The sequence below is a fragment of the Gemmatimonadota bacterium genome (genome assembly GCA_009838845.1).
GTDB lineage: Bacteria > Latescibacterota > UBA2968 > UBA2968 > UBA2968 > VXRD01.
The window spans coordinates 31,411-45,178 of sequence record VXRD01000111.1 but is presented as its reverse complement, the minus strand read 5'-3'; the positions used below and the strand labels follow the sequence as shown (position 1 = coordinate 45,178).

12 protein-coding genes are annotated in these 13,768 nt (G+C 52.0%); 1 reads left to right on the top strand and 11 read right to left on the bottom strand.

Features of this window, described 5'->3' with window-relative positions:
- A partial coding sequence (locus F4Y39_14775; GenBank protein ID MYC14983.1) for a glycosyltransferase occupies positions 1-363 on the bottom strand: 363 nt, incomplete at its 3' end.
- Entirely contained in the window at positions 360-1,436 is a 1,077-nt protein-coding gene (locus F4Y39_14770; GenBank protein MYC14982.1) for an Ldh family oxidoreductase, read from the bottom strand. The genes F4Y39_14770 and F4Y39_14775, both read right to left, overlap by 4 nt.
- A gap of 146 nt (positions 1,437-1,582) precedes the next feature.
- On the opposite strand from F4Y39_14770, the gene F4Y39_14765 reads away from it, so the two are divergent.
- Positions 1,583-2,962: a dihydrolipoyl dehydrogenase gene (locus F4Y39_14765; protein ID MYC14981.1), complete on the top strand. Its 1,380-nt coding sequence runs from the start codon at positions 1,583-1,585 to the stop codon at positions 2,960-2,962.
- On the opposite strand, the gene F4Y39_14760 is transcribed toward F4Y39_14765, so the two are convergent.
- Genes F4Y39_14760 through F4Y39_14720 form a run of 9 tightly spaced genes read right to left on the bottom strand, consistent with a single transcriptional unit; the run spans position 2,947 to position 13,748 of the window.
- Entirely contained in the window at positions 2,947-4,287 is a 1,341-nt protein-coding gene (locus tag F4Y39_14760) for an MFS transporter (protein ID MYC14980.1), read from the bottom strand. The two genes, F4Y39_14765 and F4Y39_14760, sit on opposite strands and share 16 nt — an antisense overlap.
- A gap of 11 nt (positions 4,288-4,298) precedes the next feature.
- Positions 4,299-5,564, bottom strand: a complete 1,266-nt coding sequence (locus F4Y39_14755) for a mandelate racemase/muconate lactonizing enzyme family protein (protein MYC14979.1) — start codon at positions 5,562-5,564, stop codon at positions 4,299-4,301.
- A complete protein-coding gene (locus tag F4Y39_14750; protein ID MYC14978.1) occupies positions 5,452-6,570 on the bottom strand; it encodes a Gfo/Idh/MocA family oxidoreductase in 1,119 nt (372 codons plus the stop codon). Before F4Y39_14750 ends, F4Y39_14755 begins: the two co-directional genes overlap by 113 nt.
- A 28-nt stretch (positions 6,571-6,598) precedes the next feature.
- The gene (locus F4Y39_14745; GenBank protein ID MYC14977.1) at positions 6,599-9,007 is read right to left on the bottom strand and encodes an SAM-dependent methyltransferase; all 2,409 of its coding nucleotides are present in this window, start codon (positions 9,005-9,007) and stop codon (positions 6,599-6,601) included.
- Positions 9,007-10,161: a Gfo/Idh/MocA family oxidoreductase gene (locus tag F4Y39_14740; GenBank protein ID MYC14976.1), complete on the bottom strand. Its 1,155-nt coding sequence runs from the start codon at positions 10,159-10,161 to the stop codon at positions 9,007-9,009. Before F4Y39_14740 ends, F4Y39_14745 begins: the two co-directional genes overlap by 1 nt.
- Positions 10,162-10,170: 9 nt before the next feature.
- Entirely contained in the window at positions 10,171-11,196 is a 1,026-nt protein-coding gene (locus F4Y39_14735; protein ID MYC14975.1) for an aminopeptidase, read from the bottom strand.
- A gap of 9 nt (positions 11,197-11,205) precedes the next feature.
- Entirely contained in the window at positions 11,206-11,760 is a 555-nt protein-coding gene (locus F4Y39_14730; protein MYC14974.1) for an SIS domain-containing protein, read from the bottom strand.
- A gap of 11 nt (positions 11,761-11,771) precedes the next feature.
- Complete coding sequence (locus F4Y39_14725; GenBank protein ID MYC14973.1) at positions 11,772-12,629, bottom strand: sugar phosphate isomerase/epimerase; 858 nt, start codon at positions 12,627-12,629, stop codon at positions 11,772-11,774.
- 27 nt (positions 12,630-12,656) lie between these two features.
- Complete coding sequence (locus tag F4Y39_14720; protein ID MYC14972.1) at positions 12,657-13,748, bottom strand: mandelate racemase/muconate lactonizing enzyme family protein; 1,092 nt, start codon at positions 13,746-13,748, stop codon at positions 12,657-12,659.
- Positions 13,749-13,768: the final 20 nt, after the last annotated feature.

Here is a 13,768-nt window from a genome sequence, read left to right as displayed (position 1 = left end):
AATCAGCGGCGGCAACCACCCTTCGCCCACCTCCACATACGAATTCAACAACATCGCATACGCGCCCTTTGCAATCTCCAACCCCCGGTTGCACCCGGCGCCCATCCCCTTGCTCGGCTTTCCATTTCCCCCACCCGTCTTCACAATGCGAATATCCGGAAACTTTTCCAATGCCCGATCCAGACTGCCGTCGGGATAAGGCTGATCATCTGCTACAATAACTTCAAAAGGAACATCCGATGTCCGCGCATAAACAAATGCCAGACACTCGGAAAGAATATCCCCCAAATAATGGGGAATAATAATTGAAACCAATGGTTTATTATTCTCTTCCATCTGAAAATCTCGGACTTCCTCTATCAAAACGCCACCTCTACACCCAATTCCTCAGCCGCTTTTTCCAAACTTTCCACATGGGTTTTATGCATCGGAATCCCCGTCTTTTCCCACGCGGCCTTTTTAAGCCACTCAATCTCACCGGGCGCGTAAATGCGATCCACACCTTCTTTTGGGCGAGAAGCCCGAATCGCTTGAATCATCCGGTCAACTTCCAGTTTAAAATCTGACACATCGCAAAATGTCTCAATCTTAATCGCCTGAAAAAAGTGACTGGCCCGTCGCTGTCCCTGATATTCATCTTCCCGATTTACCGTTGCCAGGCAAAAAGGCAGAATACCGCTCAAAACATCCATCACCACATTTAGCCCCGATCCTTTTGCACCACCGGGCGCTACCAGCGCGTGCGCGCGATGGGGATCATCAGTCACCTGCCCATCCTCATCTAACACCCACTCGCCATCTAATTTTCGTCCGTACAAACGCATAGTGCCCACTCGCCCCCAAGCGGACCGTCCCGTCGCCATATCCAGAACAATGGGATATTCCCGACCCGCCGGAATCGCATAAGCCAGCGCGTGATTGCCCAACAACCTGTCTATCCCGCCATAAGGCGCCACGCCCCGACTACTGCTCGACACGCAAAAACCGATCATATCCCGGTCCAATGCCATTGTCGCATAACAGGCCGCTGCGCCGTAGTGACGGCTATTTATAACTGTTGTTGCAGCAATCCCCAGTTTATCTGCTTTTGCAATTGCCAGTTGCATCGCGCGATAAGATGCCAAATGTCCCAAACACCCATCGCCATCTACCGTTGCCGACGCGGGTCCTTCGCGGACAACGCGAATTTCGGGTTTGGGATTTGTGTGACCAGTTTGAATGCGCTTTAAGTAACCCGGCACAGCCCGCGTACCGTGTGAATGAACCCCGCGCACATCTGTCTCAACTTGCAAATCGGCCATCAACCGCGCATCTGCCCTCGGCACGCCAACCGCTTCATAAAGCCGTTGCGTCGTCTCTCTCAAATCGCGAACCTGAATCAACCGCTCCTGTTCACCCGCCTCTATCGGCACAATACCATTCACGAGTTCATGCATAAAAACCTCCAAACTCCTTGCTCAAATTAAAGAGACATTTTAAGTTATCAGCATACCCAATCGTTCTCCAAAATAAGACCTGAAAGGGGAAACACGAGAGAGATTGGATCGTCTTAATTTTACGTCTCATCTCTAAGGAAATCACCATGGATTACGATGTCATCGTCATTGGCGGCGGGAGTGCGGGATACGCCGCTGCACGCACGGCACAAGAACTCGGCGCAAAAGTTGCCATTATCGACAAAGGGCCTCTCGGTGGTCTGTGCATCTTGCGCGGCTGCATGCCCACCAAAACCATCCTGCGCTCATCCGAAATCATGTCCTTGATGCGCCGCGCAAAAGAATTTGGCCTGCGCGCTTCTAATTTGCGCGCAAATCTCGCCGAAATCAACGACCGCAAACGCGCACTCATCAGCGAATTTGCCGATTATCGCATCGAGCAACTGCGCAATCCGCGATTTACTCTCATCAACGGCACGGCGCAGTTTGTCAATCGCAACACCATCACAGTGGGAAAACAAAATATCACCGCGCGAAGTTTTATCATCAGCACGGGATCAACCGTTGCCGACATCGCCATTCCCGGCTTGAAAGAAGTGGGGTATATCACCAGCGATGAAGCACTTGAACTGAGAGAATTGCCAGAATCGATGATCGTCTTAGGCGGCGGACCTGTCGCAACGGAATTTGCGCAATTTTTCTGCCGTCTGGGAACACACACCACACTCATTCAACGTAGCAATCACATCTTCAGCAGCACAGACGAGGACCTCGCGCGTCCGGTAGAAGCCCGCTTTAGAGAAGAAGGCATGAAAGTCTTTACCGACACGCAATTGCAAAAATTTACGACCAAAAACAATGCCAAAATCGCTCATTTTCACCACAGAGGCGAACTCCGTCGCGCTTCGGCAGACATAATCCTCCATGCTTTGGGGCGCGTGCCCGCCATCCAATCGCTCGCACTTGAAAATGCTGGCGTAAACGTCGAGCGCGGACGTATTCTCGTGGATCATCACATGCGCACCAGCGCGCCCAATATTTATGCAGCGGGCGATTGTACGGGACTCTACGAAATCGTACACATCGCCGTTCAGCAAGGCGAGATAGCTGGTCACAACGCCGTTGATGGAACCCAAAAGCAGCGCATTGACTACAGGCTCAAAGCCGAAGTAGTCTTCACCGATCCGCAATTTGCGTCTGTGGGCCTCACCGAGAAAGAATGCCGCGAGCAAAAGATCCCCTATCGCGTTGCGTCCTATCCCTTTGACGACCACGGCAAATCCATGGTCCTGGGAGAACTTCATGGATTTGTCAAAATCCTCTGCCATCCCGAAACAGGCGAAATCATCGGCGGGCATATCGTCGGTCCAGAAGCCGGCGAACTTTTTCACGAACTCATTGCCATCATGCACTTTCGCGGCACAGTACAAGACCTCCTGAGCATCCCGCATTACCACCCCACACTATCGGAAATACTCACCTATCCGGCAGAAGACCTCGTTGAAGAAATTCAGTCCTCGCGATGAATAACGGGTTTTAACTGATAGGCGAGCATTGCGGCAAATGGGATAAATAACAGGGAAATGCGAAACAAATTCTGATAGGAAATCCACGCGACCAGCACTCCGGCCAGCATGGGCAATAACCCCTGCGGAAACATAAACATATTCATAAAGCTGGTATAAGTCGGCCTTCGGTCAGCAGGCGCGATATCGAGAACATACGTCATGCGCCCCGAATACATGCCGCTTTGTGCTGCGCCAGAAAAAATGAACGTAAATGCATACACCACAACTCTCAAATCCACCTCTGTACCCCAGAAATTGAGGAGGTGATTGGGCACATACACGATACATATCGGAATCAGAATGGACAACGCGAGCAAGCAGGTGCCGTACAAAAACAACGCCTGATTGCCCTTGTAACGCCCCACCCATGCCCACGCCACATTTGAAAAAACCGAGCTAAACTGCATCGCAATCACATAAAACCCTATATAAACGACTCCAATACCCAACCCAGAAATCGCATAAGGCACGTAAAACGGCCCGCCCATCATGCTAAAACCCCACAAAAATTGCACCATGCACAAACGCCTGAAATTCACATCCTCCTTCATCAAACTCAGGCCACTGATCAAATAATTTTTCAGAGAAAGCTGTGCGCGCGTACGTTTTTCAATGGGTTCGCGGATCATGCCAAATGTCAGTACGGCCAGTGCCGTACCCGAACCAGACAGCATAAATAATACCGCGTAATTATGGGGAAACGCAAGACCGCTCTGCGCGCTCAAAATATAGGAAATCAGAACACCCGCAACCATCGACATCACACCACCTGAAAAGCGGCGCAGAGCAAAAACTTTTGCCCGATGCGACGCTGGAATCGCCTTGCCCATCAAATCCATCCACGGCACATTCATCACGCCCATCAGCGATGTTCCCAAAGCGTAAAACACCATAAATAAAAACAAAAAAATTGCGGGCTTCAACCCGCCGAGAAAAAAGGTCATCACACCCACCAGAATCCACATCACACTTCGCGCCATACCTGCCCAGATCAGCAAAGGCATCTTTCGGGGTCTGGGTTCGATAATCCGAGAGATAAAAACCTGCGGCCAGGCCCATCCCATCCTCATCAGCGCGCCCGCCATCCCGATCAAAATACTGGACTCGGTCAGCGTTTGCACAAAAGCCGGCATCACCAGATCAGCGCTGATAAACGTGTACGCCATCATCACCATGCCGCCGTTGATCACCAGCAACCAGCTATTTCGGCGCGTCTCCCTTTGCGAGCGCCTCGCCGCCACCACATCGCGTAGCGGCGGTCCCCCATGCTGTGCCATTTCCATGATTGGTAGTCCTATAAGCGATCCGCACCGTCAATAATAGACTGAATATCCACAATCCCACACCCTGGCCCCCTGGGAACACTCATCTTCCCATCTCGAATCTCGAGCGCAGGATCAAACCACTCGCGGTATTTCTCAATCCCCCTTTTGTATTCCTGATATCGGCCGATATCCGGTGTACATGCGGTGAAGTGAAGCATATAGATAAACCCAAAGCCACCAGAAATATGTACGGTAGTAGGCATCTCGGCCAAAGCGGCCATTCGCGCAACGCGCGTAGAGCGAATAAGTCCCCCGTAATAGTGCAGATCGGGCTGCACAATATCCACACCGCGATTCGCAATCATCCATCGAAACCGCCGGTCGCTGAACTCCTGTTCGCCCCCAGAAACGGGAATGTCCAGCGCATCGGCAACGACCTTCGTATCTTCGAGATGATCAAACGGACAGGGTTCTTCAAAATAAACCGCTCCAATATCTTCGAGCATACGTCCCACTTCAATCGCCTGCGGCGGATCGTAAGAACTATTGGAATCCGCGTGAATATCAATCGCATCACCGAGCACCTTGCGAGACAACGCGATCAAATCCGGTGTTCGCCCGGGCATGGCATCTGCATTTTTGCTCATACGACCGCCAATTCTAAACTTCACGGCTGGCGCGCCCGTCTCGTCTATCAGACGCTGCAAATAAACCACCTCTTCTTCAGGTGTGCTATCCCTGCGTCCACTCGCAACGTAAAAGGGAATCCACTCGCGCACGACACCGCCCAGAAGCTCGGGAATGGATTTTTGCACAATCCGACCGAGCAAATCCAACAGTGCCATCTCAACCCACGCCACGCAGCACCAGAAAGCCAACCCCTGCAATTTGTAATTGCTGCTGTGGCGGTACACGCCCCACAGATGGTCTTCGAGATCGCGGGCATCTTTGCCAATAAAATAGGGAATCACCAACCGGTTGAGAATCGGATACACGTATTGCGCCCGCCCATTTGTAAATGCCAGACCCTCTGCACCATCTCTCGAACGCACATGCACGTAATACTCCCGCTCATCTTTGAGCAACTGAATGGATTCGATCACAACCGGCTCATCCAGCCCATCTAAGACCAGAACGGGTTTTTCAGCCGCCTTATCCAATACCGCAATACTCGGTACCATTTTAAGTCCCCTGCTGCGAATTTCGAATTTTTTCTTGCAATTTTTCAAAATACAGATCTCGATCAACGGGAATATCGACCCAATCGTCCAGCCAGGAAGACAAAAGCATCGCATTTGATAATTCAATGCCGTGAATGCCTTCAACCCCGGGCGCGAGCAATGGGTTGCCGTTCAATATGGCATCACACCAGTTGTTAATGATGCCGCGGTGCGCCCCACCATCTTCGCCGAGAGGAATATCGAGCTTTTCCGATTTGGGTTTACCAAAGCCGCCCGTATATCCCCGAGAAAATTCGCTCAGGGAAACGTTCGAACGCCACCACACAATTTTATTGTTTTCCATAACCACCTTGCCGCGATCCGTCGCTATCTCCAGGCGATTGCTTCCGGGAAACTCTCCGGTCGTGGTAATGAACACGCCCGTCGCACCGCTGTCGTATTCCACATACGCAGTGACATCGTCATCCACCTCAATATCGTGATATTTGCCATAGCTGATAAAAGCGCGCACGCGCGAAGGCATCCCGCAGATCCACTGCCACAGATCCAAATTATGGGGACACTGATTCATCAACACACCACCCCCCTCGCCCGACCAGGTCGCGCGCCATTCGCCCTTATCGTAATAACTTTGAGCGCGAAACCAGTTCGTGACGATATAATTCGTGCGCTGAATATCTCCCAATTCGCCAGAAGCCACCAATTCTCGCAATTTTTGATGGTGTGGGCGAGTTCGCTGATTGAACATCAGGGCAAACACTTTGCTACTTTTTTCTGCGGCCTCATTCATCTCATAGACTTGCCTGGTATATACGCCTGCGGGTTTCTCGATCAATACATGCAAATCGTTCTCAAATCCCTTTATCGCATAAGTCGGATGATCGTAATGCGGCGTCGCCACAATAATCGCATCAACAGCCCCCGACGTGATCAGATCATCGCCATTGTCGAATGTCCGCACGTTTTCCCCGAGAGTTTCACGCGCCCACTGAATCCTATTCGGATCGACATCGCAGACCGCTGTCAATTCACCATGCGGAATATCGTCCTCCGCAAAATACTTCGCGTGACCTCCCCCTCTGCCGCCAATGCCAATAATGCCAACTCTCACCTTTTCCATAATGCCAACACCTCCTTTAAATCTGTCATCATCGCCCCTCGTGCAGCCGGTCAAGTTGCGCCTTCAATGCGGTTTCCATCGCTTCGGTCGCAATAAAAAAATTATCGGGATAACGCGCATGCTCTAAGAGAGCTGTATAAATCGCATCTGCCTCATAGGTATTCAAACCCAATCCCGCCAAATACTGGAGCCGCATATTGCGATCCAGATTGATCTGCGCATCTGTGAGCCATTCGCCGAGATCGCGTGCGCGCCCGGCATACGTCGAAAGCAACGCGACAGCCGATCCCAGAGACACCTCATCAAGCGAGTGCCACACCTCCGTGTAATCCTCGCGATCCAAACGCTCCTGCAAAGCATCGACATCGACGGATAGAGGTCCCTCTTGTCCCAACAGCACAACATCATACCCTTCGCCATCATCTTGATTGCCCCAAATTGTCCCGTGCGGAAACACCTCAAAAAAAGTCGCTATCTCGCTCTTCACCGCATCTAACCGCGACTCGTAAAGTGGAACCCATTGCGTAATCACACCTCCGGGATTCAAACGCTCTTTGCACAATTCAAAATACTCTTTCGAATACAGCGCGCCAGCACCCTTAACCCAGGGGTGAATCGGGTCTGACGTAATAATATCGAATTTCTCATCTGTTGCCAGAAGATAATGTCGCGCATCGTCAATAATGATCTCCACCCGGGGATCTTTTAACACATCGTAGTTCTCTGGGCCAAAATACACATCGGCTGCTGGCGGAATCAACGGCTCGATCTCGCAGATCACAATGCGTTCAACACTCGGATATAAAACATAAGTTCCCGCCGTCACCCCCGCACCACACCCAACCACGAGCACAGAACGCGGTTCCCTGTGCATCAATGCAGAAAGATGCCCCAACAGGCGCTGCAAACGCATATCCTGTGGCTCGCTGGAAGCCACAATTTTTCCACTAACGTGAAAATTCCGCACACCATTGTCCAACTCAGACACTGCAACCGATGCATTCATCCCTTCACCCACGTAAATATATGTCGCGTCCTCTCCCCAATCGAGAATCGAACGCCCGTAAGCAATCAGCGATGGCGGCGGTCCCGGCATACTCCACACCAGCAAAGAAACCCCCACCACAACGCCAACCCACCGATCTGACCTGACCCTTCTATCCCCATCTCTCACCTGCCACAAACTGCGCCCAAACATCAAAACGGCCCCAAATGCAGAAAGGATGAGTAACACCTGTTGCGCTATCTGCGTCCCCAAAAGCGCGATCAAAACCACACTAAAACCGAGTGCCCCCACAATTGCACCTGCCGTATTGGCCGCATACACACTGCCGGCCAGCGCGCCGGGATCGCGCCCCTGTAAACGCGCCGCAGCAAGCGCCAGTGGAAAACTCATGCCCCACAGCATAGTCGCGGGGAAAATAGCCACAAAACAACGCAGCAAATCCAATTGAAATTGCACTGCATAAGTCCCCCCCGATGTCCAATAGGGAAGCAACTGAGAAAGCGCATAAGCCGCCCAGGCAATTGCGCCAACAAGAAGAAGCTGGCACCACCCAAGTGCGATTTTGGAATTTACTTTTGTGCGTGCAAAATACGCCCCTACACTACTCCCCACACCCAACCCGATTAGAAAAACCCCCAGGATAATCGAAAAAGCGTAAACAGTCGCCCCCATCATCAGCGACAGCAACCGCGTCCAAATTACCTGAGCACCCAGCGCGCACGCGCCGGAAATTGCAATAGCCACATAAACTCGCCAGGCGTCTATCATCCACAAACTGCGCGTGGTCGTCTTTCCCCTTGACGCATCGTATTCAGCCCATTTTGCCAACCCATACCCGGCAAGTGCCACAGCTAAATTAAGCGCGACCGCCACATAAGTCGCCGTAACCACATCGTACAGGCGCAGCAGATAAAAACCCGCGAACAAACACCCGCAAACAGCACCGGCAATATTTCCCCCGTAAAAAAAACCAAGCCACGAAACACCGCGAGGCGTTGACTCTGTCCACCGCGCTATCGCAGGCAGGGTCGCACCCATCAACACTGTGGGAAAAAAAAGACAGATCGCACAGACAATCCCCCGCAGGAAATGTCCCCAAAATCCATAGGTTGCCACACCGATATAAATCGTGCCAATCAAGGGCAGAACGAAAAGCAAAATCAGGCCTATGACACCAATACCCAATTCCAAAAGTGCATAGACCTTTAACGGATGGTAGCGCGTTGAAATAATGCGCGAAAGCATCACACTACCAGCGCACATCCCGCCCATAAACGTACCCAGCAATATGCCGAGAGAAATTGCCGAAGACCCGATAATCAGTTGCAACATCTGAAACCAGACAATTTCATAAATGAGCGCGGCGCATCCACTTCCCACAAAGAGGATAATTAGAAAAGGCAAAAACTTTCGATTTGCGTCCATAGCCATCACTCATTTTCGTCTGCAAGCTGCCGCATCGCAGCAGAATGGCTCACACCTTCAGCCCGCAGTCGCCTGTAAGCCGCTTCATCCATACCCTCGGGATTGAGAAATGCGCGAATATCGTATCGTCCGGGCACTGCAACGGGCAACTTGCCCTCTTCGATCATCAATTGCAGCGGATAATCCATTTCCTCGAGCGGCAGATGCACAACCCGATGTTGCCGCGCCGATTCAAAAAGCGCCATCATAATCTCGACAGTTGCACGCGCCTTGTGTCCCGAAGCGCGGTGCTCCTCACCCCCTTCTAACCAGGCGATCAACTCGCGCACAGAAGCGGCGTTGGTCTCGCCACCAATTGCGCGAGCCCCCTCATCAGCCGCAATTTCCACATCTTCCCACCCATCGGTCGTTGCACTGAATACGCGAACCGAGTTCTCGGTCACCTCCATCAATCCCTCTGAGCCACGAATCTGAAAATGCCCTGCCTGTTCACCCGGGCGGTTCAAATCTGCCTGGATCAAAGCCTGAGCGCCATTGGCAAACGCGACCAGCCCCATACACGCATCTTCAATCGGCGTATCGCGCTCAAAGCGATCGGTCTGCCGCTCGACAGCACCCATCACCCATTCGCCCTCTGGATCGTCCAATACAAACCGAATGCCGTCGATAGTATGCGTCGCCCAGTTAATCAACCCCTGCGCGACCTGTCCATGCACCATTATAGCATCGCCAATGACCTTCTCGCGCATCAACGCCCGCGCCTTTTCCCAACCGGGCGTAAAACGCCGCTGATGACTGACCACCAGCCTTGTCCCATTTTTTTCACACGCATCCAGCATGCGATCTGCCTCGCCAAGACCAATCGCCATAGGCTTTTCGCAAATAACACCTGGCACACCGCCATTCGCCGCACCAATCGTACAATCTGGATGGAGAAGATGCCATGTGCAAACGCTGACGATATCGAGTCCTTCTTTAGCTACCATCTCCTCCAACGAAGCATAGGCATTGGGAATGCCAAACTCCTCGCAAAATTGCTCTCGTGCAACCGGATGGGGATCGGCAACCGCCACCATCTCTGCATTGGCAACGCGCAAATACCCATCGGCGTGACTGCGCGCAATTGAACCGCATCCAATAATACCGACTCTGTAAGTCATAGCGAATCCTTATCCTGTTTTACGCAACCATTCCTCCAGCCACAATCCCGGATTTTCTGCACTCGCACACCTCCGCAAAACCTCGACCGTAGCTTTCAAATCATTATCACACGCCAGATATACGCGCGCAAATACATCTGTGCGCTCCCGGTAAACCCGGTAAAGAGCCATCCGCGCATTGTTGAGTTCCCACGAAGGAAATCGGGCATATAGCTCAGTCTTAAGAGGGAGAGTGCGAAACTCTGTGCGTGCGAAATCGAAAATCTGCTGGCGGAGCGTTATTTTATGGGGAGAATCGGACTGGTAAAGTGAATCGAGGCGGGAGGCAATATCGCGCATAAATTTGAGAAAAACAACACCATCTGCACGCTCGTCAAGCACCCGACACACTACTTCGGAATCCGTACCGTATTTGCGCTGCAACCACATCAATGCCCCGGCTTCACCGACAAAACTCGCCAGACTCTCATTAAAGGTAACATCCCCTTCAATCCACACAGTTGCATGCGTCAACTCGTGAATGATGAGATCGACCAGATTGCCTTCGGCATAGCGCAACATAGAGCTCAATACCGGATCTGAAAACCACCCCAGCGTACTATACGCACTCACCGGTCGCAAATAGGTGTCATACCCCTCAGCCACATATCTATCGCGCGCTTCCTCGGCTTTTGCGCGATCAAAATATCCCCGGTAGGGAACCGCGCCCACAACAGGGTAAGACCACTCGAGCGGTTCGAGGCGATCTTTGGGGCAAACAACGAGATTCCACGACACTGGCCCGCGCCCGATATCGACATACGTAGTATAATTTTTCGAGGTGTTCAGACCAATTTCGCGTTGGGCAAACGCGCGAATAGCCTGCACGAGTTCCAATTTTGCGCGCTGATCGGGCGAGAGTGTCCCCTCTTCCAGCACTTTTTCAATGGATTCTGCTCGCCACAGAAGCGCGACCTGCCCTTTGAGCAACTGATAGAGATACCCGATCTCGGATCCGAGCGCGAGAATGAGCAGAAACCCAAATAGTCGAACCATGCATAATGCTCACTGTTCCATGAAATAATAACAGATCATGTGTTGCAAAATAAGATGCATATCTTCGATACGCCCCATGTGGTCAGAGGGGATCACCACGCAATGTTGAACGAGTTCTCTCAGCTTTCCACCCTCAAATCCCGTAAACCCAATGGTGACACAGCCAACCTCGTTGGCATATCGCACCGCCCGCAACACATTTTCGGAATTTCCACTGCCGCTTATCGCCAGCAAAACATCGCCGGATTCTGCAAAATTTTTCAATTGCTCGACATACACATCTTCGTAACACAAATCATTGCTCAGCGCCGTCATCCATTCGACATTATCCGTCAGCGGAATCGTCTTAAAGCGCGTTTCGCGCCCAATTGAAGCGCCCTTGCCCATATCGTTCACAAAATGCGACGCCGTACTCGCACTGCCTCCATTCCCGATGGCGTAAATTCTCTTGCGCGCATCTCTCGCCTTGCCAAACTCGGCAATAATACGGGCTATCGCCCCAGCATCCAGCGACTTGAGCAAGGTCAAATTTTGCGCGATATAATTCTCGACAAAAGCCTCCATCGCAATTCTCCTCACGGTGACAGTGCGGCTTGCCAACTCTTATCCAGCGCGTCGTGTGTTGTTTGCACGGCATCTTGCGCCGCCATTTCCCGCACCGACTGGCTAAAAGGCTCGGACGACACCGGGCCGTCATAGCCAATTTTTTGTAGCGCGCTCAAAAAACCAACCAGATCGATCACGCCCGTCTCACCCGGTAATGCGCGTTTGTTGTCAATCTGCTCACTCACATCAACACCATCGGGCGCGTCATTGACGTGAACATGCACCACATCGTCAGCAGTCAAAGCCATCAGGTCTGATATAGTACCCAAACCCGTGTACCAGTGCCAGCAATCGAGAAGCAACCCCACATTGCCGGTGCCAATCGCATGACCAAGCGCGAGCATGCCATCCATCGAGTGAATAAATCCGTAAGATTTATCCGTCCGCAGAGTGCGCGGCCCAATGAATTCCAGCCCCAAGCTGCATCCATGTTCGCCCAAAATTTCGGCAATCGGCTTAAAGCGATCAATATGCCACCTGAAATTGTCGCCAAATTTGCGATCTTCAGAAGCAGATGGCACCCACTGAGCAACCCGCGTAGCTCCTACCGCAGCACCGGCAGCGGCAAACTCTGCCAGCTTTGATAAACCAGCCTTGAACTCGGCTTCATCGCCTCGCCAATTCACAGACAAACCCCACGCGCCTATTCTCAAACCGGCATCGGCAAACAGCCCTTTCACATGTTCTGCACCATGTGTATTGATCAGAGAAGTAATCTCCTGAATACTGGGATCAACCCCCTGAAATCCAGCGCGTTTGGCATAGCCGATTAGCTCATCAACGCTTCCCCTTACGCCAATCGCACCCGCATTGAGACTTTTAAACATCGAAATACTCCTTTATTTTATGGGACATCACACCTGAACTCTGTGCTTTTCAACCATCTCGGAATTTAATTCAACGCCGAGGCCCGGGCGATCATTGATGCGAATGCGTCCATTCAAAATCTCCTCGCCTGGAATGGTCAGATCTTTTCGCCAGGGAATCTCTCCCCATCCGTATTCCAGAATGAGAAATCCGGGTAAAGAAGCCATCGCATGCACGCCAGCCGCGATCACCACAGGACCAAAGGGACCATGTGGCGCGGTGGGCAGCCCCCAGGCGTGGAGCATATCCCCTATTTTTTTTAACTCGCCGATACCGCCTACAACCGTCACATCGGGCATGGGAATATGCATGCTGAGATTCTCCACCACCTCAACCCAATCCCGTCGCAAACCCCGCTGCTCGCCTCCCGCAATGGTCAATCCACACCTTTCTTTAACAGCGAGACAATTATCGAGACTCGCTTCGGGTGTGGGTTGCTCAAACCAGAATAGATTGACATCGCGCAATTCCTCCGCGACCTCAATCGCGCCGCGAACCGTGAACTTACTGTGACAATCCACGAGCAAATCGACCTCTGTCCCGATAGCTTCACGAACTGCTTGCATACACGCAATACCCCTTGCAGCGTCTCTGGCATTGTCGGCACCGCGCACCCCGTCAAAAGGGTCCAGCTTGACCGCATCAAATCCCTCCGCCACTGCAGCAGCTGCATTTTTAGCAAATCCCTCGGGAGACCGATCTGTCGTCGCCCGATTGATATTGGCATACAGCCGGATCTCGTCTCGACACGCCCCCCCCAAAAGCGCGTGAACGGGCACATTGAGCGATTTGCCCAAAATATCCCACAATGCCTGTTCAAAAGCACTCAAGGCGAACAATTCTACCTTTGTGCGCTCTGTGCTTGTATAGCGCGAAACAAAAGCTTCAATCCTTCTCGGATCGCATCCTTTGGCCGTTTCACCCAGATCGCGCAAAGCCGATAGTTGCGCCGCATAATTGCTTCCCGATCGCATCTCCCCTATTCCCCGGATGCCCTCATCTGTAAGCACATGTACAAACACCCAATCCCCTCGGTGATTGACCTGCACGGCGTCGAGTTCAATACCTGTAATTTTCATTCCCGCAACTCCTCGAAAAA